The 24,480-nt window shown below is 39.8% G+C and carries 25 protein-coding genes and 1 other annotated feature; of the genes, 24 read left to right on the top strand and 1 reads right to left on the bottom strand.

The genetic code is table 11. The annotated features are described in order from the left end of the window. Positions 1–194: 194 nt before the first annotated feature. Positions 195–1,400 carry a NupC/NupG family nucleoside CNT transporter gene (locus EL101_RS12010; protein WP_096597818.1) on the bottom strand — a complete coding sequence of 402 codons (1,206 nt, stop codon included), beginning with the start codon at positions 1,398–1,400 and terminating at the stop codon, positions 195–197. A gap of 165 nt (positions 1,401–1,565) precedes the next feature. On the opposite strand from EL101_RS12010, the gene EL101_RS12005 reads away from it, so the two are divergent. The 24 genes from EL101_RS12005 to rpoB all read left to right on the top strand — a co-directional run bounded on the left by EL101_RS12005 (position 1,566) and on the right by rpoB (position 24,322). Continuing rightward, a complete protein-coding gene (locus EL101_RS12005) occupies positions 1,566–2,027 on the top strand; it encodes a CtsR family transcriptional regulator (RefSeq protein ID WP_014614779.1) in 462 nt (153 codons plus the stop codon). A gap of 14 nt (positions 2,028–2,041) precedes the next feature. Beyond that, positions 2,042–2,572, top strand: a complete 531-nt coding sequence (locus EL101_RS12000) for a UvrB/UvrC motif-containing protein (protein WP_014614778.1) — start codon at positions 2,042–2,044, stop codon at positions 2,570–2,572. Then, the gene (locus EL101_RS11995) at positions 2,562–3,566 is read left to right on the top strand and encodes a protein arginine kinase (protein WP_019166691.1); all 1,005 of its coding nucleotides are present in this window, start codon (positions 2,562–2,564) and stop codon (positions 3,564–3,566) included. Before EL101_RS12000 ends, EL101_RS11995 begins: the two co-directional genes overlap by 11 nt. 15 nt (positions 3,567–3,581) lie before the next feature. Beyond that, the gene (locus EL101_RS11990) at positions 3,582–6,041 is read left to right on the top strand and encodes an ATP-dependent Clp protease ATP-binding subunit (protein WP_019166690.1); all 2,460 of its coding nucleotides are present in this window, start codon (positions 3,582–3,584) and stop codon (positions 6,039–6,041) included. A gap of 269 nt (positions 6,042–6,310) precedes the next feature. Then, entirely contained in the window at positions 6,311–7,681 is a 1,371-nt protein-coding gene (radA, locus tag EL101_RS11985; RefSeq protein WP_096555020.1) for a DNA repair protein RadA, read from the top strand. 18 nt (positions 7,682–7,699) lie between these two features. After that, complete coding sequence (locus EL101_RS11980; RefSeq protein ID WP_019166688.1) at positions 7,700–8,761, top strand: PIN/TRAM domain-containing protein; 1,062 nt, start codon at positions 7,700–7,702, stop codon at positions 8,759–8,761. Continuing rightward, positions 8,762–9,460 carry a 2-C-methyl-D-erythritol 4-phosphate cytidylyltransferase gene (ispD, locus tag EL101_RS11975; protein ID WP_096597816.1) on the top strand — a complete coding sequence of 233 codons (699 nt, stop codon included), beginning with the start codon at positions 8,762–8,764 and terminating at the stop codon, positions 9,458–9,460. Then, positions 9,453–9,932, top strand: coding sequence for a 2-C-methyl-D-erythritol 2,4-cyclodiphosphate synthase (gene ispF, locus EL101_RS11970; protein WP_096540454.1), 480 nt, complete (start codon positions 9,453–9,455; stop codon positions 9,930–9,932). The genes ispD and ispF overlap by 8 nt, the downstream gene beginning before the upstream one ends. A gap of 76 nt (positions 9,933–10,008) precedes the next feature. After that, complete coding sequence (gene gltX / locus EL101_RS11965; protein WP_103214016.1) at positions 10,009–11,463, top strand: glutamate--tRNA ligase; 1,455 nt, start codon at positions 10,009–10,011, stop codon at positions 11,461–11,463. A gap of 422 nt (positions 11,464–11,885) precedes the next feature. Continuing rightward, positions 11,886–12,515 carry a serine O-acetyltransferase gene (cysE, locus tag EL101_RS11960; RefSeq protein ID WP_179299327.1) on the top strand — a complete coding sequence of 210 codons (630 nt, stop codon included), beginning with the start codon at positions 11,886–11,888 and terminating at the stop codon, positions 12,513–12,515. Further along, the gene (gene cysS, locus EL101_RS11955; RefSeq protein ID WP_096597810.1) at positions 12,499–13,899 is read left to right on the top strand and encodes a cysteine--tRNA ligase; all 1,401 of its coding nucleotides are present in this window, start codon (positions 12,499–12,501) and stop codon (positions 13,897–13,899) included. Before cysE ends, cysS begins: the two co-directional genes overlap by 17 nt. Beyond that, on the top strand, positions 13,892–14,293 hold the full coding sequence (locus EL101_RS11950; protein WP_096540448.1) for a Mini-ribonuclease 3: 402 nt from the start codon (positions 13,892–13,894) through the stop codon (positions 14,291–14,293). The genes cysS and EL101_RS11950 overlap by 8 nt, the downstream gene beginning before the upstream one ends. A gap of 5 nt (positions 14,294–14,298) precedes the next feature. Beyond that, positions 14,299–15,048 carry a 23S rRNA (guanosine(2251)-2'-O)-methyltransferase RlmB gene (gene rlmB / locus EL101_RS11945; protein WP_096597808.1) on the top strand — a complete coding sequence of 250 codons (750 nt, stop codon included), beginning with the start codon at positions 14,299–14,301 and terminating at the stop codon, positions 15,046–15,048. Positions 15,049–15,051: 3 nt separating this feature from the next. After that, the gene (locus tag EL101_RS11940; protein ID WP_026067072.1) at positions 15,052–15,576 is read left to right on the top strand and encodes an NYN domain-containing protein; all 525 of its coding nucleotides are present in this window, start codon (positions 15,052–15,054) and stop codon (positions 15,574–15,576) included. Positions 15,577–15,651: 75 nt separating this feature from the next. Then, complete coding sequence (locus EL101_RS11935; RefSeq protein WP_096597806.1) at positions 15,652–16,224, top strand: RNA polymerase sigma factor; 573 nt, start codon at positions 15,652–15,654, stop codon at positions 16,222–16,224. A 71-nt stretch (positions 16,225–16,295) separates the two neighbouring features. Then, positions 16,296–16,439, top strand: a complete 144-nt coding sequence (gene rpmG, locus EL101_RS11930) for a 50S ribosomal protein L33 (RefSeq protein ID WP_019166678.1) — start codon at positions 16,296–16,298, stop codon at positions 16,437–16,439. A 17-nt stretch (positions 16,440–16,456) separates the two neighbouring features. Next, complete coding sequence (secE, locus tag EL101_RS11925; RefSeq protein WP_014614757.1) at positions 16,457–16,636, top strand: preprotein translocase subunit SecE; 180 nt, start codon at positions 16,457–16,459, stop codon at positions 16,634–16,636. 18 nt (positions 16,637–16,654) lie between these two features. Beyond that, on the top strand, positions 16,655–17,203 hold the full coding sequence (gene nusG / locus EL101_RS11920) for a transcription termination/antitermination protein NusG (protein WP_014614756.1): 549 nt from the start codon (positions 16,655–16,657) through the stop codon (positions 17,201–17,203). 164 nt (positions 17,204–17,367) lie between these two features. Beyond that, the gene (rplK, locus tag EL101_RS11915; protein WP_014614755.1) at positions 17,368–17,790 is read left to right on the top strand and encodes a 50S ribosomal protein L11; all 423 of its coding nucleotides are present in this window, start codon (positions 17,368–17,370) and stop codon (positions 17,788–17,790) included. A 191-nt stretch (positions 17,791–17,981) separates the two neighbouring features. After that, a complete protein-coding gene (gene rplA / locus EL101_RS11910; RefSeq protein WP_014614754.1) occupies positions 17,982–18,677 on the top strand; it encodes a 50S ribosomal protein L1 in 696 nt (231 codons plus the stop codon). Between the two features lie 97 nt (positions 18,678–18,774). Continuing rightward, positions 18,775–18,916 (top strand) — a sequence feature (ribosomal protein L10 leader region). Positions 18,917–18,965: 49 nt separating this feature from the next. Continuing rightward, positions 18,966–19,466, top strand: coding sequence for a 50S ribosomal protein L10 (rplJ, locus tag EL101_RS11905; protein WP_019166677.1), 501 nt, complete (start codon positions 18,966–18,968; stop codon positions 19,464–19,466). A 40-nt stretch (positions 19,467–19,506) separates the two neighbouring features. Next, positions 19,507–19,872: a 50S ribosomal protein L7/L12 gene (gene rplL / locus EL101_RS11900; protein WP_014614752.1), complete on the top strand. Its 366-nt coding sequence runs from the start codon at positions 19,507–19,509 to the stop codon at positions 19,870–19,872. Between the two features lie 77 nt (positions 19,873–19,949). Next, positions 19,950–20,558: a class I SAM-dependent methyltransferase gene (locus EL101_RS11895; RefSeq protein ID WP_096597803.1), complete on the top strand. Its 609-nt coding sequence runs from the start codon at positions 19,950–19,952 to the stop codon at positions 20,556–20,558. A gap of 212 nt (positions 20,559–20,770) precedes the next feature. Further along, on the top strand, positions 20,771–24,322 hold the full coding sequence (gene rpoB / locus EL101_RS11890; RefSeq protein WP_019166645.1) for a DNA-directed RNA polymerase subunit beta: 3,552 nt from the start codon (positions 20,771–20,773) through the stop codon (positions 24,320–24,322). Positions 24,323–24,480: the final 158 nt, after the last annotated feature.

Below are 24,480 nucleotides of genomic sequence, written 5' to 3'. Positions count from 1 at the left end.
TTGATTACCTTTTATTAACGAAAAAACTAATCTTTCATAATAAGAAATGAAAACGACGCTTAAATATTCAATTTAAACCTGTCGCCCAACTTAAATGATTTGAAAAGACACAACAAAATAGAGACTCAGCCGTAATGACTGGGTCTCTTTTATATGTGATATATTTGTTTATCTTTCCCAATACTTTGTGCAGCTTACAAGAAGAACCCTGCGATTGCTGCTGATACGAATGATACGAGTGTTGCACCGAATAATAATTTTAATCCGAAACGTGCTACCATGTCGCCTTTTTCGTCGTTTAATGATTTGATGGCACCTGAGATGATGCCGATTGAGCTAAAGTTGGCAAATGATACTAAGAATACCGACACGATACCTAATGAACGTTCTGATAAACCAGATGCTTTGCCGAGTTCAGTCATCGCTACGAATTCGTTGGATAATAATTTCGTTGCCATAATTGAACCTGCGTCCACTGCGTCACTCCAAGGAATCCCTGTTAAGAATGCGAGTGGTGCAAAGATAAAGCCGATTAATGTTTGGAAGTTCCAGTCTACTGAACCGCCAGAAACGAAGCTTACAAGACCGCCAACCAGTCCATTGAGTAATGAAATTAAGGCGATATAACCGATTAACATCGCACCTACAATCACTGCAACTTTAAATCCGTCTAAAATGTATTCCCCTAACATTTCAAAGAAGGATTGTTGTTTCTTTTCTTCTTCAATTAATAATTTGTCGTCTTCTTCATTCACTTTATATGGATTGATAATTGAAGCGATGATGAAACCGCCTAATAAGTTTAATACGACTGCTGTTACAACATATTTCGGTTCAACTAATGTAAAGTATGCCCCGATGATCGATGCTGATACTGTTGACATTGCTGATGCTGTCAATGTGTATAAGCGTTGTTTCGTAATGTAAGGCAATTGTTTTTTAAGTGAAATGAAAACTTCTGATTGACCTAAAATCGCTGCTGCAACGGCATTGTACGATTCTAAACGGCCCATTCCATTAATTTTTGAGATTAAGAAACCTAACACGTTAATGATTAATGGTAAGATTTTTGTATATTGCAAAATACCGATTAACGCAGAAATGAAGACGATAGGTAATAAAACGTTTAAGAAGAATGACATTGCACCTTCATTCGCTAAACCACCGAAAACGAAATTTACACCGACGCCTGCTTGTTTAAGCAAGTAGCCAAATCCGTTCGCAATACCGCCAACAATCGTAATCCCAATGTTCGTTTTAAGTAAGAAGAACGCTAAGATCAATTGAATGACTAACATGATGCCAATGTATTTCCAGCGTACATTCTTTTTGTCAGAACTTGCAATAAAAGCGAGGGCTAAGAAAACACCTATCCCGATGACCCCAATTAAAATATGCATGCGTGTTCCACCTCTATTTTTTCTAATTAATTTTTTACTAAGACTATCATACAACAAAAATGTAAGCAGTAACATAACTATTTATCAAATTTAAAATCAAATTGGTTGAAAAAGGTCAAAGTGGGTTCTATAATATAGTCAAAGATGGTCAAAAGGGGTGATACCATGCATAATATGTCTGACATCATAGAACAGTACATTAAGCAATTGTTTGAAGAGGCACAAGATGATGTTGTTGAAATTCAACGTGCCAATATTGCACAGCGTTTTGATTGTGTACCATCTCAGTTGAATTATGTCATTAAGACGCGCTTTACTAATGAACACGGCTATGAAATCGAAAGTAAACGCGGTGGCGGTGGCTACATTCGAATCACAAAAGTTGAAACGAAAGACCAAAACAATTACATTAAACGCTTAATGGAGTTGATTGGTCCGGCCCTTTCGCAACAACAAGCTTTGTATATTATTGACGGCTTGCGTGAAAATCAATTAATTACGGATCGAGAAGCAAAAATGATTGCGGCAGTCGTGGACCGGGAAACATTAAAAATGGATGTCGCGTCGAGAGATATTATCCGTGCGAATATTTTAAAACGGTTACTTCCCGTAATTAATTATTATTAGAAGGGTGATGTGCAATGAAAATCGATAAACGTGAACTTGATAAACAGCAAAACAAGCACCTTGAATTTCATCCTATTCAAGCTTACGATCAATCAGGTTATGATCAATCTGACGAACAATGGCATGAAGGTGATGACGTTGAAGGCACATTCGTTATCCAACAAATTTTGCAACATTTGGCAGCAAAACATGGTCTGAATGTGGATCAAGTTGTTTATCGAGAGCAAAAACGCTGTCCGAACTGTCAAATGACGTTGAAGGATATTGCACATGTCGGTAAATTCGGCTGCGCGCAATGTTACGAAACATTTAAAGAAGACGTGTATGACATTGTGAGACGTGTCCAAGGTGGTCATATCGAACATTCAGGGAAATGTCCGAAGTCATCACAACATAAACGTGCGCTGAAAAAGCAACTGGAAGAAAAACGTGCACGCCTTGAATTATTAGTCGCGCAACAAGCCTTTGAAGAAGCGGCGATTGTCCGTGATGAAATTCAAGCACTTGAGCAACAAAGCGAGGTGTCCCAACAAGATGATGCATAATTTAGACCAACATATGAGTGATTGGATGAAAAAGGTGAATGCACAACCGGTCATTATGTCCTCGCGTATTCGTTTAGCACGCAACCTTGAAAACTATGTGCATCCACTCATGTTTCCATCTGAAGCTGAGGGACATCGCGTCATTAATGAAGTGCAAGATGTATTAACAGATTTAAAAGTACTTCGCTTAGACGAGCTCGACCAATTGAGTAAGTATAAGCTAGTAGCCAAACACTTAATCAGTCCTGAGTTGACGAAACAACCGGCATCTGCAGTATTGTTAAATGAAGATGAGTCGGTAAGTGTGATGGTGAATGAAGAGGATCATATTCGAATTCAAGCAATGGGTAATGATTTGTCATTAAATGAACTTTATCAAAAAGCATCCGCCATTGATGATATATTAGATCGCACGTTACAAATCAGTTATGACGAGCAACTCGGTTATTTAACGACGTGTCCAACGAATGTCGGTACAGGGATGCGTGCGAGTGTCATGTTGCATTTGCCGGGTTTATCCATTATGAAACGGATGAACCGCATTGCGCAGACGATCAACCGTTTTGGCTTTACGATTCGAGGGATTTATGGTGAAGGCTCACAAGTTTATGGTCATATTTACCAAGTTTCAAATCAGCTGACGTTGGGAAAAAGTGAGCAAGAAATTATTGATGCCTTAACAGAATTAGTAGATCAAATTATTCACGAAGAACTGGCTTTACGTGAACGATTAAACGAACACAATCATACCGAAACTTTAGATAGAATATATCGTTCTTTGGGTATATTGAAGTATAGTCGTTTAATTTCGGTGGAAGAAGCGTCCTATCGTTTAAGTGATATTAAGTTGGGCGTCGATTTAGGCATTTTAGATATGGAAGATTTTCGATTTAATGAATTAATGGTTGCGATACAGTCACCATTTTTGATAGATGAGACAGATGAACAATCTATTGAAGCAAAACGAGCAGAGATTTTAAGAACATATATATAAATAGGAGGTTGGCATATGTTATTTGGAAGATTAACAGAACGCGCGCAACGTGTACTCGCGCATGCACAAGAAGAAGCAATCCGTTTAAACCATTCGAATATTGGGACGGAACATTTATTACTCGGGTTAATGAAAGAACCTGAAGGCATTGCTGCAAAAGTATTAGAAAGCTTTGACATTACAGAAGAAAAAGTGATTGAAGAGGTTGAAAAACTGATTGGTCACGGTCAAGAGCAAATGGGTGCGTTACATTACACACCACGTGCGAAAAAAGTCATCGAACTGTCTATGGACGAAGCGCGTAAGTTACAACACAATTTCGTTGGAACAGAGCACATTTTACTTGGGCTTATTCGTGAAAATGAAGGTGTGGCCGCACGTGTATTCGCGAATCTAGACTTGAATATTACAAAAGCGCGTGCTCAAGTGGTCAAAGCGTTAGGTAGCCCAGAAATGTCTAACAAAAATGCTCAAGCTGCAAAATCAAATAATACGCCAACATTAGATGGTTTAGCGCGTGACTTAACAGTGATTGCGAAAGATGGCACATTGGATCCAGTCGTAGGACGTAACGCTGAAATTACACGTGTCATTGAAGTGTTGAGCCGTCGTACGAAAAATAATCCTGTGTTAATCGGTGAACCAGGTGTCGGTAAAACGGCGATTGCTGAAGGTTTAGCGCAAGCGATTGTGAACAATGAAGTGCCTGAAACATTAAAAGGTAAACGTGTCATGTCATTGGATATGGGGACTGTTGTGGCAGGTACGAAATATCGTGGTGAATTTGAAGAACGCTTGAAAAAAGTGATGGAAGAGATTCATCATGCAGGTAATGTCATTTTGTTCATCGACGAAATGCATACGCTCATCGGTGCAGGTGGTGCAGAAGGTGCGATTGATGCGTCTAACATTTTAAAACCGGCGCTTGCACGTGGCGAATTGCAATGTATCGGTGCGACAACGTTAGATGAATACCGTAAGCATATCGAAAAAGATGCAGCACTTGAACGTCGTTTCCAACCTGTTCAAGTTGACGAACCAAGTGTACAAGATACGATTGCGATCTTAAAAGGCTTACGTGATCGTTATGAAGCACATCACAGAATTAACATTTCTGATGAAGCGGTAGAAGCAGCGGCGAAATTAAGTGACCGTTATGTACAAGACCGTTTCTTACCAGACAAAGCGATTGACTTGATTGACGAGGCAAGTTCAAAAGTGCGCTTGAAGAGCCATACGACGCCTTCAAACTTAAAAGAAATCGAACAACAAATCGAGCAAGTGAAAAAAGAAAAAGATGCAGCAGTTCACGCACAAGAATTCGAAAATGCTGCAAACTTACGTGATAAACAAACAAAACTTGAAAAACAATATGAAGAAGCGAAAAATGAATGGCAAAACCATCAAGGCGGTCAACATACAACATTGGTTGCTGAAGATATTGCCGAAGTCATTGCAGGTTGGACAGGTATTCCGTTAACACGCTTGAATGAAACTGAGTCTGAGCGTTTACTCAACTTAGAAGACACATTACATGAACGTGTCATCGGTCAAAATGATGCCGTGACCGCGATTTCTAAAGCAGTGCGTCGTGCGCGTGCAGGCTTGAAAGATCCGAAACGTCCAATTGGTAGCTTCATCTTCTTAGGGCCAACAGGTGTCGGTAAAACAGAACTTGCCCGTGCATTAGCTGAAGCAATGTTCGGTGAAGAAGATGCAATGATTCGTGTCGATATGAGTGAATTCATGGAGAAACATGCAGTGAGCCGTCTTGTAGGGGCGCCTCCTGGATATGTCGGTCACGATGATGGTGGTCAATTGACTGAAAAAGTACGTCGTAAACCGTATTCTGTCATCTTATTTGATGAGATTGAAAAAGCACATCCAGACGTCTTTAACATTCTTTTACAAGTGTTAGATGATGGTCATTTAACAGATACGAAAGGGCGTCGTGTAGATTTCAGAAATACCGTGATTATTATGACATCTAACGTCGGCGCGCAAGAACTTCAAGATCAACGTTTTGCTGGTTTCGGTGGTAGTGCAGAAGGTCAAGACTACGAAACAATTCGCAAAACGATGATGAAAGAATTGAAAAATGCCTTCCGTCCTGAATTCTTGAACCGTGTAGATGATACGATTGTCTTCCATAAACTCAATAAAGACGAATTGAAAGAAATCGTAACGATGATGGTTGGTAAATTAACAAGTCGTTTATCTGAACAAAACATTAACGTACGTGTGACAGAAGCGGCGAAAGATAAAATTGCCGAAGAAGGTTATGATCCAGAGTATGGTGCGCGTCCATTGATTCGTGCCATCCAAAAAACGGTGGAAGATAACTTAAGCGAGCTTATTTTAGAAGGTAAAGAGTTAGAAGGTAAAAATGTAACTGTCGATTATGATGGCGAAACATTCCAATATGACATCTCGGAAGTTGAGTTGGATGAGGATAAAGCAACGACAGAATCATAGGTCATGAGGTAGAGCAGTGGTGAAGGTCTATTTAGATTTTCACCGCTGTTTTTTGTTGTGCGCGACGTGGGTTAAAGTAAGGTAGTGAAAAGATTTTGCTTTTTACAGGCTACATTTTTAAGTGTTTGTTGTATATTATTTATAATTGAATCGTGTGTTTCGATGAGAACGCATATTTAAAGCGCTTAAATGATAAAGGACAACATTTGTCATAAATCTTTTTCAAGTATAAAATAAGGTATGTTATATGTAGAGACGGAGGTGTCTGAGTGGCAAAAACGAAAACGATTTTTGAATGTACGGCCTGTGGTTACCAATCACCTAAATGGATGGGTAAATGTCCAAATTGTGGTGCTTGGAATTCAATGGAGGAATCTTTTGAACAAAAAACTGCGAGTCCTAAACACGGTGTAAGGGCGCAAAAGACAAGTTCGGCTAAAATACAAAAGCTCAATGACATTAAACAAGAGCTTGCGCCACGTATCCAAACGAATAGTGGTGAATTAAACCGTGTGCTCGGTGGCGGTATTGTAGAAGGGTCACTCGTGCTGATTGGTGGCGATCCAGGGATAGGGAAGTCGACACTGTTACTGCAAATGTGTGCGGCGTTATCTAAAGAAAAAAGAGTACTCTATATTACTGGTGAGGAATCACTCAATCAAACTAAAATTAGAGCGGATCGTTTAGATGAAGATGCGAGTCAACTGAACGTATTTGCGGAAACGGACTTAATGGTTATTCATGAAGCGGTGAAAAAGGTCGAGCCTGATTTGATCGTCGTGGACTCGATTCAAACGATTTATCATCCTGAAATTAGTTCGGCGCCGGGCTCTGTGTCGCAAGTTCGTGAAAGTACGCAAAGCTTGATGCATATCGCAAAGCAGATGAATGTTGCGACGTTTATTGTAGGCCATGTGACGAAAGAAGGCCAAATTGCGGGGCCGCGTTTGCTGGAACATATGGTGGATACGGTGCTTTATTTTGAAGGTGATGAACATCACGCGTATCGTATTTTAAGAGCGGTGAAAAACCGTTTTGGCTCTACGAATGAAATGGGCATTTTTGAAATGAAGCAGTCCGGTTTAAAAAGTGTACTCAATCCGTCAGAAATGTTTTTAGAAGAACGGACGACCAATGTTGCAGGTTCGACAATTGTTGCAACGATGGAAGGAACACGACCATTATTGATTGAAGTACAAGCGCTTGTGACACCGACAACGTTCAATAACCCGAGACGTATGGCGACAGGTATTGACCATAATCGCCTCAGTTTATTGATGGCGGTGTTAGAGAAAAAAGAAGGGTATTTACTACAACAACAAGATGCTTACATTAAAGTAGCAGGGGGCGTCAAACTTTCTGAACCTGCTGTCGACTTAGGTATCGTCATTGCGACAGCTTCTAGTTTTAAAGACCAAGCAGTAGACGGCCTCGATTGTTATATTGGCGAGGTTGGATTGACGGGTGAGGTGCGCCGTGTTTCACGTATTGAGCAACGTGTGCAAGAAGCGGCAAAACTGGGCTTTAAACGCGTAATTATTCCTAAAAATAATATTGGCGGATGGCAGTTCCCAGAAGGTATTGAAGTGATTGGCGTGACTTCTGTCAATGAAGCATTGAAACACGCATTAAAAAATTAAAAAGGAGGGATGATAGAGGTGAATTTTATTAAATTATTAGTGATTGTGTCTTATATTATTATTGGTAGTGTGTTAGGCATACTCTTAATCCCTGCTGTTATGATTGATTTTAATGTCAGTCATCCTCCGATGTTGGAGAATAGTTATGTGACGTCGATTATGGGCGTTGTTATCATGTTTTTATTATTTGGTTGGTTTATCCCCCGTATTGCGTATGCGATGAAAGATTTAGAGCAATTTGTGTTAGGTTATAGTGCTATTGAAATTATCTTCGCAACCATTGGCTTGTTTATGGGTCTACTCATATCTGTCATGATTTCCTTTATTCTTGAATTTATCGGGACGGATTTGATTAACCGTATCGTCCCTATCCTACTTACATTAAGTTTAAGTTATCTCGGTTTTCAATTTGGTCTGAAAAAACGTGATGAAATGCTGTTGTTTTTACCGGAAAATATGGCGCGTTCGATGGCGATTAATGCTCGCAATGCTGTGCCGAAAATTATCGATACGAGTGCGATTATTGATGGCCGTATTTTAAAAATTATGGAAGCGGGATTTATTGATGGTGAAATTCTCATTCCTCAAGGTGTCATTAATGAATTGCAAGTCGTTGCGGATGCGAATGACAGTCTTAAGCGCGATAAAGGGCGCCGTGGTTTAGAAATTTTGAATGCGATTCATCTGTCGAAACACCCGACACGTATTATTCACCCGCAACGCACGCATCAAGACATTGACGACCTGATTGTGAGGCTTGCACAACATTATCGTGCGCACGTGATTACGACGGATTATAACTTGAACAAAGTATGCAGTATTCAAGGGATTCAAGTGTTAAACGTCAATGATTTATCTGATGCGATTCGTCCTGAAGTGCATCAAGGCGATCGTTTTGACTTGATGATTACAAAAGTTGGGAAAGAGCCTGGTCAAGGTGTCGGTTATTTTGATGACGGCACAATGGTGGTCGTGGATGATGCGAAACAATACGTGAATCAAGTCATCACACTTGAAGTAATCAGTATGTTACAAACGGCATCAGGGCGAATTATTTTTGCGAAGAAGGTGGAAGCATAAATGTCAAATTATCACGTGATTATACCAGCAGCAGGAACAGGCAGTCGTATGGGGCGTCCATATAATAAACTGTTCATTGAAGTTGCGGGGCGCCGTGTGTTAGCGCATACGCTTGCCGTTTTTCAATCCGATGTACAGTGTGAAGGCATACATTTGGCGATACACGAGAGAGATCGGGACCAACTTGAGGCATTAACAGCGCCATTTTCAAAAGTAAAAAGTTTAGTCGTTGGCGGCGAGACACGTCAAGATAGCATTCATCAAGTGTTGCAAAACGTTGAGTTCACGAATGACGCTATTGTCCTTGTGCATGATGGGGCCCGCCCGTTTGTTACACATGCTACGATTCATGAGGTGACGGTTGCCATTCAAACATATGGAGCAGCCATTGTCGGTGTGAAAGCAAAAGATACGATTAAACGTGTGTCTGACCAATTTGTAACGGAAACATTGGATCGTGCGACATTATGGCAAGTGCAGACGCCTCAAGGTGCGACATTTGAACTGCTTGCTTCAGCCTATGACCATGCAAAGGCACAACAAATGATGGGGACGGATGACGCCTCGTTAATCGAAGCATATGGTCAACGTATTTATATGGTTGAAGGGGATTATGATAATATTAAATTAACGACTGAAGAAGATTTAACACACGCAGAAGCAATTTTAGAAAAAAGGAGTCGACATCATCATGTTTAGAGTTGGATTAGGATACGATGTGCACGCATTTGATGCGACCCGCCCTTTAATTATTGGTGGGATTGAAGTGCCACATACACATGGTTTGAAAGGGCATAGTGATGCGGATGTCTTGTTGCATGCGATTACAGATGCGATGTTAGGGGCATGTGCATTAGGGGATATCGGTAAGCTCTTTCCAGATACGGATCCACAATTTAAAGATGCAGATTCGAAAAAATTATTAACAGAAGCGTACGCAGAAGTTCAAAAAGAAGGTTATGTCATTAATAACATTGATGCGACGATTATTGCGGAAAAACCGAAATTCCGCCCTTATATCGATGAGATGCGCGCAGTCATTGCTGGTCTTTTTGCTGTCGATATTAAGCGTGTGAATGTGAAAGCGACGACGAGTGAAAAGTTAGGGTTTACAGGGCGTCAAGAAGGAATTGCTGCTCAAGCGATTGTGTCATTAACGGCAACAACTTAACCTAAACTGTGATATGCATAAATAGGCATGACATGCTATAATATAACAATTGAACAATGAAACAGGAGTGAACGAAATGAGTAACCGAGTGAGAGTAAGATATGCACCAAGTCCAACAGGCTATTTGCATATTGGTAACGCACGTACGGCATTATTTAACTATTTATTCGCGAAACATTACGATGGTGATTTTGTCATTCGTATTGAAGATACAGATTCTAAACGTAACTTAGCGGACGGTGAATCATCACAGTTCGATAATTTGAAGTGGCTAGGTTTGGATTGGGACGAATCTGTAGACAAAGATAAAGGCTATGGACCTTATCGCCAATCAGAACGTGGTGAAATTTATCAACCATTAGTCGAGCAGTTATTAGCAGAAGATAAAGCGTACAAATGTTATATGACTGAAGAAGAGTTAGAGGCAGAACGTCAAGCACAAATCGCACGTGGTGAAATGCCGCGTTACGGTGGGAAACATGCGCACTTGACTGAAGAAGAACGTCAGCAGTTTGAAGCGGAAGGACGCAAGCCTGCAATCCGTTTCCGTGTGCCCCAAAATCAAACATATACGTTCGATGATATGGTGAAAGGGCCTGTCACATTCGAATCTGACAACTTCGGCGACTGGGTCATCGTGAAAAAAGACGGTGTGCCAACATATAACTTTGCAGTAGCTGTGGACGATCATTACATGGAAATTTCTGACGTCATTCGTGGTGACGATCACATTTCTAACACACCTAAACAATTAATGATTTACGAAACATTTGGCTGGGAACCACCACGCTTTGCGCATATGACTTTAATTGTCAATGAACAACGTAAAAAATTAAGTAAACGTGACGGTCAAATTTTACAATTTATCGAGCAATATCGCGATTTAAGTTATTTACCAGAGGCGTTATTTAACTTTATCGCATTGTTAGGTTGGTCTCCAGAAGGTGAAGAAGAGATTTTCTCTAAAGACGAATTCATCAAAATCTTCACTGAAAAGCGTTTATCAAAGTCACCAGCATTTTTCGATAAACAAAAATTAGAGTGGATTAACAACCAATATATGAAAGAAAAAGATGCGGAAACAGTATTTGAAATGACATTACCGCATATGATCAAAGCAGGCTTATTGCCAGAATCACCATCAGAAGCGGAGTTAGATTGGGGTCGCAAGTTAGTTGCACTTTATCAAGAACAAATGAGCTATGCGGGTGAAATTGTACCGTTATCAGAGTTGTTCTTCCGCGATGAAAAAGAGTTGGACGAAGCGTCACAAGAAGTGTTGAACGGCGAACAAGTGCCGCAATTGATGACAGCATTGTACGGTAAGTTAGAAGCTTTAGAAAACTTTGAAGCGGCTGAAATTAAAAAGATCATTAAAGAAGTCCAAAAAGAAACAGGTATTAAAGGGAAACAATTATTTATGCCAATCCGTGTTGCAGTAACAGGCCAAATGCATGGACCTGAGTTGCCGAACACGATGGAAGTATTAGGACAAGATAAAGTGCTTCGTCGCATTCAAAGTTTATTATAAAAATGAGTGTGTTCGATTTTCGCACTTGATATCACTTTGAAAATCGACTACTATTAAAGTGGATTTGAATAGAATAAAGGACAAGTAAGCAAATGGCGTGTGAATCAGAGAGTGTACGGTTGGTGAGAGTGCACCACAAAGTTTGTTGAATGCACCTTTAGGATGAGAATTGAATAACCAATTGAGTGAGTATATGGATGCAAAGTTTAAGCTTTGAACATGTACTAATTGAGAGTGGAACCGTGCACATATCGCACCTCTGACATATGACATGTTAGAGGTGCTTTTTTCAATTCTGGTCACGCTTTTTAAAGAGGACGATGAAGCCAAGGGTGGATTGTCCGTGAAAGTCGTTTTTCGGTTAGATACAAGAATAAGTATTGTCATGCTATTTGAAGGAGGGGGTTAAAGTGTTCCGACGTATGATGGATGATGTCAAAATGGTGTTTGAACAAGATCCAGCAGCACGCTCAACGATAGAAGTGATTACAACTTATGCGGGTTTACATGCGGTTTGGAGTCATTTGGTTGCACACCGTTTATATCAAAAGAAACGTTACGTACTTGCAAGAGCGATTTCTCAAGTTTCACGCTTTTTTACAGGCATTGAAATTCATCCAGGTGCTAAAATTGGACGCCGTTTATTTATTGACCATGGTATGGGGGTGGTCATCGGTGAAACATGTACTATTGGTGATAATGTGACGATATATCAAGGTGTGACATTAGGGGGAACTGGTAAAGAAAAAGGGAAACGTCATCCCGATATTGGCGATAACGTCCTCATCGCAGCAGGTTCTAAAGTGTTAGGTAATATTAAGGTGCATTCCAATGTCAATATCGGTGCCAATTCGGTCGTGCTTCAAGATGTTCCAAGTTATTCTACAGTGGTAGGTATTCCAGGACGTATTGTGAAGCAAGATGGTAGACGTATCGGTAAGACATTTGATCATCTCAACTTGCCAGATCCAATTTATGAACAACTCAAACAACTTGAACGTCAACTTGAACAAACTAAAAATGGAGAGATTAAAGATGATTACATTATATAATACATTAACACGTCAAAAAGAAGTGTTTCAGCCTATCGAACCAGGAAAAGTGAAAATGTATGTGTGTGGCCCAACTGTGTACAATTACATCCATATTGGGAACGCGCGCCCAGCGATTAACTATGACGTGGTCCGCCGTTATTTCGAATATAAAGGTTATGAAGTGAATTACGTCTCAAACTTTACTGACGTGGATGATAAATTGATCAAGCGTTCGCAAGAGTTAGGCGAAACAGTACCAGAGATTGCGGAACGTTACATTCAAGCCTTTTATGAAGATACAGAAGCCCTGAATGTTAAAAAAGCGACATCGAATCCGCGCGTGATGGATCATATGGATGACATTATTAAATTTATTAAAAAGTTAGTTGATGAAGGTTATGCATATGAAAGTGGTGGCGACGTTTATTTCAGAACGCGTCAATTTGAAGATTATGGTAAGTTGAGTCACCAGTCGATTGACGATTTGAAAGTCGGTGCACGTATTGAGCAAGGTGAAAATAAAGAAGATGCACTTGACTTCACACTTTGGAAAAAGGCGAAACCAGGTGAAATTAGCTGGGAGAGTCCATTCGGCGAGGGCCGTCCAGGGTGGCATATCGAATGTTCCGTGATGGCCTTTGAAAAGCTCGGCCCTACGATTGATATTCATGCTGGGGGAAGCGATTTGCAATTCCCGCACCACGAAAACGAGATTGCACAGTCAGAAGCACATAACCATGAGACATTTGCGAACTACTGGATGCACAACGGTTTCATTAATATTGATAATGAAAAAATGAGTAAGTCTTTAGGGAACTTCATTTTAGTCCATGACATTATTAAAGAAGTGGACCCAGATGTATTACGCTTTTTCATGATTAGTGTTCATTATCGAAGCCCAATCAACTACAATCTAGAACTTGTTGAAGCGGCGAAAAGTGGTTTAGAACGTATTCGCAATAGTTATCAAGCATTGACAGAGCGTGAAGCTGTGGCGACAGACTTAACAGATGACGCAGTGATGTTAACAAAAATTGATGCGATTTTGACGCAGTTTGAAACAGTGATGGACGATGACTTCAACACAGCAAATGCGATTACAGCTTGGTACGATTTAGTGAAGCTCGCGAATAAATATTTATTAGAGGACAATACATCGACACAAGTGATTCAACGTTTTAAAGAAGTGTTTGGTATCTTTAGTGATGTGTTAGGTGTGCCGTTAACTTCGAACCATGCAGAAGGGTTACTCGACGAAGAAATTGAACAGTTGATTGAAGAACGTAATGCTGCACGTCAAGCAAAAGATTATGCGCGTGCTGACGAAATTCGCGATCAATTGAAAGCCCAAAACATCATTTTAGAAGATACGCCACAGGGTGTGAGATATAAACGTGGATAAACCGACAAATGCCAAACTACTCAATCCACTGTCGCTCGCTTATGTCGGGGATGCGGTGCTTGATCAATATGTCCGTACGTATATCATTTTAAAGCTTCAAAGTAAACCGAATCGTCTGCATCAAGAGGCGAAACGATTTGTATCAGCTAAAAGCCAGGCAGTGACGCTGGAACATTTAATCGCGCAAGATTGGTTCAATGAAGAGGAACTTGCGGTTGTGAAGCGTGGACGAAATGCGAAAAGTTATACGAAAGCGAAGAATACAGATGTCCAGACCTATCGGAAAAGTTCTGGTTTAGAAGCGGTCATTGGCTTTTTATATTTAGAGCATCAAGAAGAACGATTGGAAGCATTGTTAAAAGTGATTGTTGAAAATGTTGAAGAAAGGCGTTGAAATCCATGGACTCGGAAATTATTGTGGGTCGTCATGCAGTGAGAGAAGCAGTCATATCAGGGCATACGATTAATAAAATCTTAATTCAAGAAGGGATTAAGAAGCAGCAAATTGAAGAAATTTTAAAAACTGCGAAATCAGCAAAACTCGTTGTCCAAACGGTACCAAAATCAAAATTAGACCAACTGGCGAATGCACCCCATCAAGGTGTTGCGGCATTCGTTGCACCATATGAATATGCAGACTTGAATCAATTTTTAGCAGCACAAGGGCAAAAAGAAGGCTTGTCTACCGTGTTGATTTTAGATGGTTTAGAAGATCCGCACAACTTAGGTTCTATTTTACGAACGGCCGATGCGACAGGTGTGGATGGGATTATTATTCCTAAACGTCGTTCGGTCAGCTTGACGCAAACTGTAGCGAAAGCTTCAACAGGTGCGATTCAGCATGTTCCTGTGATTCGCGTGACAAACTTGTCGCAAACGATGGATGTATTGAAAGACAAAGGGTATTGGATTGCAGGTGCAGAGGCGAGCAATGCGACAGATTATCGTCAAATGCAAGCCGATATGCCTTTAGCGATTGTCATTGGCAGTGAAGGCCAAGGAATGAGTCGTCGTGTGAAAGAGAAATGTGACTTTTACATTAAAATTCCAATGGTTGGTCATGTGAACAGTTTAAATGCATCGGTCGCAGCGAGTTTGATGATGTATGAAGTATTTCGTAAACGTCAACCTATCGGCGGTGACAAGTAAATGATGAAGGACTATTACGTAATCATAGATGGATATAACATGATTGGTCAGTCCCAAGAATTGAGTCGTGTCGCTAAAGAAAGTTTAGAAGAAGCGAGAGAACAATTGCTCATCGAAATTTCCAACTATAGTGCAGTGACAAAAGGTAAAATTGTCTGCGTGTTTGATGCTTATGATCGGGGTACACCACAGTCGGAATATGAGTATCACGGTGTGCATGTCGTATTTACAAAAGAACACGAAACAGCAGATAGTTTTATCGAGCGCTACGTCTATAATATTTATAATAAGCATACGACCCATATTACAGTCGTGACGAGTGATATGAGTGAGCAACATGCCATTTTTGGAACAGGTGCTTACCGTTTATCCTCCAGAGAAATGTGGCGTCATTTAAAAGAAAACAAAGAGAGTGTGACCAAATCGATGGATGAATTTGGTGAAATGAAGCCACGTACACGTATTCAGTTATCAGAAGAGTTGTTATCTGAATTTGAAAAAATAAGACGCGGCAAGTCTCAAGATTAATCGTTTTGCAAGTTGTAGTGAGACGCCTTTGACAGATATGATAAGACATCATTGGTCGAAGGTGAGGAAAGTTTCATGGCACAAACCCCTAATCCAAACGATATTGTTTCAGAAACCATACAACGTGCGCAACAGCAGCAACCCGAAGCAATTGAAAAGTTGGTTCACTATATTGAGCGTATCGCGCGAAAAAGTTTTGGTGATTTTAGTGTAGCCCAAGCAGATTGTGATGATTTAGTACAAGACGTTGTTCTCGCAATTTATCAAAAAATACAAAGCGAGCAGTTTTATTTTGGTATTCCATTCGAACATTACATTAATCGTACCATTTATCGGCGTAAACTTGACTATCGGCGCAAAAAACTGACCCATCAGCGTATTTTTGAAGATTATGTCGATGGTTATGCAATCAGTTATCGAACCCAGTTGGCCGAGCAGCAACGCCATAGTCACGAATATCTTCATTATATTCAAGACACGTTACAACAGACACTTCAACAGCTGAGTGCATTTGAAATGCGTGTGCTAGATTACCTTGTTGCAGAATGGAGACCTGCAGAAATTGCACATGAACTGAACGTTTCGGATAAGAAAGTTTATAACGCGTTGTATCGAATTCGTCAAAAATTGAAAAGTCTCGTCACGTAAGAAAGTGGTTTGACAATTGAATATAAACTTATGTATAGTAAACTGGTATTATAGAAGCAAGGTGAGAGATGTTGAAAAAAGTGCCGTTAAATTGCGAGAAATGTGGCAATCGAAACTATCACGTACCGAAATCACCGAACGTGACGGAGCGATTAATACTGAAAAAGTTTTGTGCGAAATGTAATACGCATACACTTCATAAAGAATCCAAATAATTGGAGGGGAATTGATTATGCCGAAAAAAGAAAGTTTCTTCCAAGGCGTTAAATCCGAAATGGAAAAAACAAGTTGGCCAACAGGTCCCGAGCTTGTTAAGTATACAACAATTGTAGTTATGACCGTATTGTTCTTCTTGTTATTTTTCTGGGGTTTAGATATCGGAATTGGTCAGTTAATTGAAATGATAAAATAGGAATGAGGAGTTGTCAGCATGTCTGAAGAGCTAGGTGCAAAACGTTGGTATGCAGTACATACCTACTCTGGTTACGAAAACAAAGTTAAAAAGAATTTAGAAAAACGTGTCGAATCAATGAATATGACAGAGCAAATCTTTAGAGTCGTCATTCCAGAAGAGGAAGAAACACAAGTTAAAGATGGTAAAGCGAAAAAACAAATGAAGAAAACATTTCCGGGTTATGTCTTAGTTGAACTTGTGATGACTGACGAATCTTGGTACGTCGTTAGAAATACACCTGGTGTGACAGGTTTCGTAGGATCAGCAGGTGCAGGTTCAAAACCGAATCCATTGCTACCAGATGAAGTTCGTTTCATCCTTAAACAAATGGGCATGAATGAAAAATCTATCGATGTCGAAGTTGAGTTAGGTGAACAAGTGCGTATTACGTCTGGACCGTTCGCAAGTCAAGTCGGTGAAATTCACGAAATTGAAGCGGATAAGTTTAAATTGACGGTTCTCGTAGACATGTTCGGAAGAGAGACACCTGTAGAAGTTGAATTTGATCAAATCGAAAAACTTTAATTGTAGTATAAAATGTTACAAAAAATGTGTTGTATTAAGTTAACGCAAATGTTATAATAACGAGGTCGCGCATTCATAGCGCTACATTTCGTCACGAAATGTTAAGAGTGGGAGGGCAAAAATGAGCCCTGTGACCACATCACGATATCAAGGAGGTGCACATCGTGGCTAAAAAAGTAGAAAAAGTAGTTAAGTTACAAATTCCAGCAGGTAAAGCAAACCCAGCACCACCAGTTGGTCCTGCATTAGGTCAAGCCGGTGTGAACATTATGGCTTTCACAAAGGAATTTAACGCACGTACACAAGAACAAGTGGGTTTAATTATTCCGGTTGAAATTTATGTATATGAAGACCGTTCATTTACATTCATTACAAAAACACCACCTGCAGCAGTTTTACTTAAAAAAGCAGCAGGTATTGAAAAAGGTTCTGGTGAACCAAACAAAAACAAAGTTGCAACTGTAACTAAAGATCAAGTACGTGAAATTGCTAACACTAAAATGCCTGACTTAAACGCTGCTGACGAAGAAGCAGCTATGCGTATCGTTGAAGGTACTGCACGTAGTATGGGTATTGTTGTTGAGTAATTATCAACATATTGACAATTAACAAAATGATACGATAAATTTTCGAAAACGAACGCAGGTAGGCCTATGATTAATGACATATTTCATCATTCTGTGCGTATTGACGCAAAGGGCTATCTGCGCTCAACTTGCTATTAAGGCAAGTTAACGTGGGAGGACATTCCGATAAAACCACTAAAGGAGGACAAAAAATGGCTAAAAAAGGTAAAAAGTATCAAGAAGCTTTAAATAAAGTTGATCGCCAAGCGCTTTACACTGTAGAAGAAGCAATTCGTTTAGCTCAAGAAACGTCTATCGCTAACTTCGATGCATCAGTAGAAGTTGCATTCCGTTTAGGTATCGATACACGTAAAAACGATCAACAAATCCGTGGTGCAGTAGTATTACCACACGGAACTGGTAAATCACAACGTGTATTAGTATTCGCTAAAGGTGACAAAATTGCTGAAGCAGAAGCAGCAGGTGCTGACTATGTAGGCGATGCTGAATACGTAAACAAAATCCAACAAGGTTGGTTCGACTTTGATGTTGTTGTTGCAACACCAGACATGATGGGTGAAGTTGGTAAATTAGGTCGTGTATTAGGACCTAAAGGTTTAATGCCAAACCCTAAAACTGGTACAGTAACAATGGACGTTAAAAAAGCTGTTGAAGAAATCAAAGCGGGTAAAGTTGAATACCGTGCTGAAAAAGCAGGTATCGTTCACGCTTCTATCGGTAAAGTTTCATTTGAAACTGAAAAATTAGTTGAAAACTTCAAAACTTTACAAGATGTGTTAACAAAAGCAAAACCATCTTCAGCTAAAGGTACTTACTTCAAATCTGTTGCAGTGACAACTACAATGGGTCCTGGTATCAAAGTAGATACTGCAACTTTCAAACTATAATTCAATGCGCACTTAATGATTGACGTTTTGTTTAATCATTAAGTGCATCATAAAATATAAAAAAGGTTGACGAATGACACGAAAACCTTTATATTAAATTCTGTTGAATATTTTACCTAAGACAGTAGGAGTTCACGAAAGAACTTAAAACAACATCCTACCGAGGCTAAAACGGACTTGAACGTTAACGCATTCAAGCACTTTTTGCCGTGGGTAAAAAGTGTTTTTTTAATTTAAGTACACACTTAATTATTAAAGCACCCAAAACTTATCTATGGAGGTGTCAAAATGTCTGGAATCATTGAAGCGAAAAAACAACAAGTTGATGTTATTGCTGATCAACTTAAAAGTTCTGTTTCTACAGTAGTTGTTGACTACCGTGGTTTAACAGTAGCAGAAGTAACAGAATTACGTAAGCAATTACGTGAAGCAAATGTTCAGTACAAAGTGTACAAAAACACAATGTTACGTCGTGCAGCTGAAAAAGCTGGTATTGAAGGCTTAGACGAGTTCTTAACTGGTCCTACAGCAGTCGCATTCACAACTGAAGATGTGGTTGCACCAGCTAAAGTTATCGCTGGATTCGCTAAAGAACACGAAGCTTTAGAAATCAAATCAGGTATCATGGAAGGTAGTGTCATCACTGCTGACGAAGTGAAAACTGTTGGTTCATTACCATCACACGAAGGTCTTGTATCTATGCTTCTTTCTGTATTACAAGCACCAATGCGCAACTTCGCTTATGCGGTTAAAGCTGTTGGAGAAAGCAAAGAAGAGAACGCAGAATAATTAATCAATTAAAAAATTAATCAATTGGAGGAAAATAAACATGGCTAATCAAGAGCAAATCATTGAAGCAATTAAAGAAATGTCAGTTTTAGAATTAAACGACTTAGTAAAAGCAATTGAAGAAGAATTTGGTGTAACTGCAGCAGCACCAGTTGCAGTAGCAGGTGCAGCAGGCGGAGACGCAGCAGCAGAAAAAACTGAATTCGACGTTGAATTAACTTCAGCTGGATCATCAAAAATCAAAGTTGTTAAAGCAGTTAAAGAAGCAACTGGTTTAGGCTTAAAAGACGCTAAAGAATTAGTTGACGGTGCTCCAAGCATCATCAAAGAAGCTATGCCTAAAGAAGAAGCTGAAAAACTTAAAGCTCAATTAGAAGAAGTTGGCGCTTCAGTAGAATTAAAATAATTCATTGATAAGTGAAAAACCCGCTATTACGTAATAGCGGGTTTTTGAATATTAAACAATAAAGAGGTGCAACGCCTATGAGTCATTACTATGATGCACATCCCGATGCCGCAACAGACGAAAAAGAAATTACATACGCATATCAACAACATCAACTCCATCTCACTACAGATGCAGGCGTTTTTTCTCGAGATCAAGTCGACTTTGGCTCTGATCTCCTCGTTCACACATTTTTGAATGCACATCCTCCAGGTCAAAAGAAGACGATAGTGGATGTAGGATGTGGTTATGGACCTATCGGATTAATGCTCGCTAAAGTCGCGCCACACGATCATATTACCATGTTAGACGTCAATCATCGTGCATTAGGTTTGGCAGAGAAAAATGCACAGCGCAATCAGTTGTCGAATGTGACGATCCAAGAAAGTGATGGCTTATCACAGGTTGCTGACGAGACACAGCACTATGTTGTCACAAACCCGCCTATTCGTGCAGGGAAGCAAGTGGTCCATCAAATTTTCGTTGATGCGCATCGTGTTCTTGAAGCAAATGGTGAATTGTACGTCGTGATTCAAAAGAAACAAGGCATGCCATCCGCGAAGAAAAAAATGGAAGCAGTTTTTGGCAATGTCGAATCAATTAAAAATAGTAAGGGCTATCATATTTTAAAAAGCGTTAAACCTTGATTTTAATGCTTGTTTATGATATAGTCGTAAGATGAAATAATTATGTTCAATAAGTGTGTACTTTTACGGTTAAAGTTTCATTGTAACATTTCAAAATAAGACTTATAGAATAGAAAATGGTGTCATCGTTTTATGTGCTACCGTTTTCTTTTTGTCTTGTTACATGATGAGGGCTGAAAAGTGTTCGCACAATTTTTGAGGGGTGAATCTGTTTGGCAGGTCAATTTGTCCAATATGGAAGACATCGTAAACGTAGAAACTACGCAAGAATTTCGGAAGTTTTAGAGTTACCAAACTTAATTGAAATTCAAACGAAATCGTATGATTGGTTCTTAAAAGAAGGTTTATTAGAAATGTTCCGTGATATTTCTCCTATCGAAGACTTCACGGGTAATCTTTCATTAGAATTTGTTGATTATAGATTAGGTGAACCAAAGTATGATTTAGAAGAATCAAAAAACCGTGATGCAACGTACGCGGCACCATTACGTGTGAAAGTTCGTTTAATCATTAAAGAAACAGGCGAAGTGAAAGATCAAGAAGTATTTATGGGTGATTTCCCATTGATGACAGAAACAGGTACTTTTGTGATTAACGGGGCAGAACGTGTTATCGTATCACAATTAGTTCGTTCACCATCTGTATACTTCAATGAAAAATTAGATAAAAATGGACGCGTGAATTATGATGCGACAGTGATTCCTAACCGTGGTGCTTGGTTGGAATACGAAACAGATGCGAAAGATGTCGTTTATGTGCGTATCGACAGAACGAGAAAGTTACCATTAACAGTATTATTACGTGCGTTAGGTTATTCAACAGACCAAGAAATCATTGAATTAATTGGGGATAACGAATACTTACGCAATACTTTAGAAAAAGATAGCACAGAAAATACAGAACAAGCGTTACTTGAAATTTATGAACGTTTACGTCCGGGTGAACCACCAACTGTAGAAAACGCAAAAAGCTTATTATATTCACGTTTCTTTGACCCTAAACGTTATGATTTAGCAAGCGTTGGACGTTATAAAGCAAACAAAAAATTACATTTAAAACACCGCCTATTCAATCAAAAATTAGCTGAACCTATCGTTAATACAGAAACAGGTGAAATTGTTGCTGAAGAGGGCACTGTTTTAGATCGTCGTAAATTAGATGAAATTATGGACGTTCTTGAAACAAACGCGAATGCACAAGTCTATGAGCTTCCAAACAGTATCATTGATGAGCCTGTAGAAATTCAGTCTATTAAAGTTTATGTACCAAATGATGATGAAGAACGTACAACAACAGTTATCGGTAATGCATTCCCAGATTCAGAAGTGAAATGTATTACACCGGCTGATATTGTGGCATCTATGTCATACTTCTTCAACTTATTACATGGTATTGGTTACACAGACGATATCGACCACCTTGGTAACCGTCGTCTACGTTCAGTAGGTGAGTTGTTACAAAACCAATTCCGTATCGGTTTATCAAGAATGGAACGTGTGGTACGTGAAAGAATGTCAATCCAAGATACAGATTCTATTACACCACAACAATTAATTAACATTCGTCCAGTGATTGCATCCATTAAAGAGTTCTTTGGTAGCTCTCAATTATCTCAATTCATGGACCAAGCGAACCCACTTGCTGAGTTGACACACAAACGTCGTCTATCAGCATTAGGACCTGGTGGTTTGACGCGTGAACGTGCACAAATGGAAGTGCGTGACGTCCACTATTCTCACTATGGTCGTATGTGTCCAATCGAAACACCTGAGGGTCCAAACATTGGTTTGATCAACTCATTATCAAGTTATGCACGTGTGAACGAATTTGGCTTTATCGAAACACCATATCGTAAAGTCGATATTGAAACAAACACGATTACTGACCAAATCGACTACTTAACTGCTGATGAAGAAGACAGTTATGTTGTCGCACAAGCGAACTCACGTCTTGATGAAAATGGTCGCTTTATTGATGATGAAATTGTGTGTCGTTTCCGTGGTAACAACACAACAATGGCTAAAGAAAAAATGGACTACATGGACGTATCGCCGAAGCAAGTTGTATCAGCTGCGACAGCGTGTATCCCATTCTTAGAAAACGATGACTCTAACCGTGCGTTAATGGGTGCGAACATGCAACGTCAAGCGGTACCATTGTTAAACCCTGAATCTCCATTTGTAGGAACAGGTATGGAACACGTTGCTGCACGTGACTCAGGTGCTGCTGTGATTTCTAAATATCGCGGTCGTGTTGAACATGTGCAATCAAGCGAAATTTTAGTACGTCGTTTAGTTGAAGAAAACGGTCAAGAAGTTGATGGTACGTTAGATCGTTATCCATTAGCGAAGTTCAAACGTTCAAACTCTGGTACATGTTATAACCAACGTCCAATCATCGCAAAAGGTGACATTGTAGAAAAAGGTGAAATCCTTGCTGATGGTCCTTCAATGGAACTTGGTGAAATGGCATTAGGTCGTAACGTTGTCGTTGGTTTCATGACTTGGGACGGTTACAACTACGAGGATGCCGTTATCATGAGCGAACGTTTAGTTAAAGATGATGTGTACACGTCTATTCATATTGAAGAGTATGAGTCTGAAGCGCGTGACACTAAACTTGGACCTGAAGAAATTACGCGTGATATTCCAAACGTATCTGAAAATGCACTGAAAAACTTAGATGATCGCGGTATCGTTTACGTTGGTGCAGAAGTTAAAGATGGCGACATTTTAGTAGGTAAAGTAACGCCTAAAGGTGTAACGGAATTAACTGCTGAAGAACGTTTATTACATGCGATCTTTGGTGAAAAAGCACGTGAAGTTCGTGATACGTCATTACGTGTACCTCACGGCGCTGGCGGTATTGTACTTGATGTTAAAGTGTTCAATCGTGAAGAAGGCGATGACTCACTTTCACCAGGTGTCAACCAACTCGTACGTGTGTACATTGTTCAAAAACGTAAAATTCATGTAGGGGACAAAATGTGTGGTCGTCACGGTAACAAAGGTGTCATCTCTAAAATTGTTCCTGAAGAAGACATGCCGTATTTACCAGACGGTCGTCCAATCGACATCATGTTGAACCCACTCGGTGTACCATCTCGTATGAACATCGGACAAGTTTTAGAGCTTCACTTAGGTATGGCAGCTAAAAACTTAGGTATCCATGTTGCATCACCAGTATTCGATGGTGCGAACGATGATGACGTATGGTCTACAATTGAAGAAGCAGGTATGGCACGTGATGGTAAAACTGTCCTTTACGATGGACGTACAGGTGAACCATTCGACAACCGTATCTCTGTAGGTGTGATGTACATGTTGAAACTTGCACACATGGTTGATGACAAGCTTCACGCACGTTCTACAGGACCTTACTCACTTGTTACACAACAACCGCTTGGTGGTAAAGCACAATTCGGTGGACAAAGGTTTGGTGAGATGGAGGTATGGGCACTTGAAGCATACGGTGCGGCATACACATTACAAGAAATTCTCACATACAAATCAGACGACACAGTAGGCCGTGTAAAAACTTACGAAGCTATCGTTAAAGGTGAAAACATCTCAAGACCAAGTGTTCCTGAATCATTCCGCGTATTGATGAAAGAATTACAAAGTTTAGGTCTTGACGTTAAAGTGATGGACGAACAAGATAACGAAATTGAAATGCGTGACTTAGACGATGATGACATTCCAGATCGCAAAGTCAACATTCAACCGTCAACTGTTCCTGAATCACAAAAAGAATTTAACGAATAATGATGAATTGTAGATAGATTAAGCGGAATAGAGACTTTGATGAAGTTTGAGTTTGTATTCAAATGTGACACTTGGAATGCAACAAGTGCCATATGCGATTAATCGTTTCGGAAGTGTGATCGGAATCCAACGAGAGGGGTTGGGTTTCGATGCATGCC

This window comes from Staphylococcus delphini, from assembly GCF_900636325.1.
GTDB classification, from domain to species: Bacteria; Bacillota; Bacilli; order Staphylococcales; family Staphylococcaceae; genus Staphylococcus; species Staphylococcus delphini.
The sequence above is the reverse complement of the archived record's forward strand: the minus strand, read 5'-3'. Positions and strand labels throughout refer to the sequence as shown.

What these genes read in the sequence shown, in the direction of transcription:
- rlmB (WP_096597808.1), top strand. Translation starts at nt 14,299, where the DNA reads ATGGACTCGGAAATTATTGTGGGTCGTCATGCAGTGAGAGAAGCAGTC.
- gltX (WP_103214016.1), top strand. Translation starts at nt 10,009, where the DNA reads ATGAGTAACCGAGTGAGAGTAAGATATGCACCAAGTCCAACAGGCTAT.
- EL101_RS12010 (WP_096597818.1), bottom strand. Translation starts at nt 1,400, where the DNA reads ATGCATATTTTAATTGGGGTCATCGGGATAGGTGTTTTCTTAGCCCTC.
- ispD (WP_096597816.1), top strand. Translation starts at nt 8,762, where the DNA reads ATGTCAAATTATCACGTGATTATACCAGCAGCAGGAACAGGCAGTCGT.
- EL101_RS11895 (WP_096597803.1), top strand. Translation starts at nt 19,950, where the DNA reads ATGAGTCATTACTATGATGCACATCCCGATGCCGCAACAGACGAAAAA.
- EL101_RS11935 (WP_096597806.1), top strand. Translation starts at nt 15,652, where the DNA reads ATGGCACAAACCCCTAATCCAAACGATATTGTTTCAGAAACCATACAA.
- rplA (WP_014614754.1), top strand. Translation starts at nt 17,982, where the DNA reads ATGGCTAAAAAAGGTAAAAAGTATCAAGAAGCTTTAAATAAAGTTGAT.
- EL101_RS11990 (WP_019166690.1), top strand. Translation starts at nt 3,582, where the DNA reads ATGTTATTTGGAAGATTAACAGAACGCGCGCAACGTGTACTCGCGCAT.
- rplL (WP_014614752.1), top strand. Translation starts at nt 19,507, where the DNA reads ATGGCTAATCAAGAGCAAATCATTGAAGCAATTAAAGAAATGTCAGTT.
- ispF (WP_096540454.1), top strand. Translation starts at nt 9,453, where the DNA reads ATGTTTAGAGTTGGATTAGGATACGATGTGCACGCATTTGATGCGACC.
- cysE (WP_179299327.1), top strand. Translation starts at nt 11,886, where the DNA reads ATGATGGATGATGTCAAAATGGTGTTTGAACAAGATCCAGCAGCACGC.
- nusG (WP_014614756.1), top strand. Translation starts at nt 16,655, where the DNA reads ATGTCTGAAGAGCTAGGTGCAAAACGTTGGTATGCAGTACATACCTAC.
- EL101_RS11940 (WP_026067072.1), top strand. Translation starts at nt 15,052, where the DNA reads ATGAAGGACTATTACGTAATCATAGATGGATATAACATGATTGGTCAG.
- EL101_RS12000 (WP_014614778.1), top strand. Translation starts at nt 2,042, where the DNA reads ATGAAAATCGATAAACGTGAACTTGATAAACAGCAAAACAAGCACCTT.
- EL101_RS11995 (WP_019166691.1), top strand. Translation starts at nt 2,562, where the DNA reads ATGATGCATAATTTAGACCAACATATGAGTGATTGGATGAAAAAGGTG.
- cysS (WP_096597810.1), top strand. Translation starts at nt 12,499, where the DNA reads ATGATTACATTATATAATACATTAACACGTCAAAAAGAAGTGTTTCAG.
- secE (WP_014614757.1), top strand. Translation starts at nt 16,457, where the DNA reads ATGCCGAAAAAAGAAAGTTTCTTCCAAGGCGTTAAATCCGAAATGGAA.
- rplJ (WP_019166677.1), top strand. Translation starts at nt 18,966, where the DNA reads ATGTCTGGAATCATTGAAGCGAAAAAACAACAAGTTGATGTTATTGCT.
- EL101_RS12005 (WP_014614779.1), top strand. Translation starts at nt 1,566, where the DNA reads ATGCATAATATGTCTGACATCATAGAACAGTACATTAAGCAATTGTTT.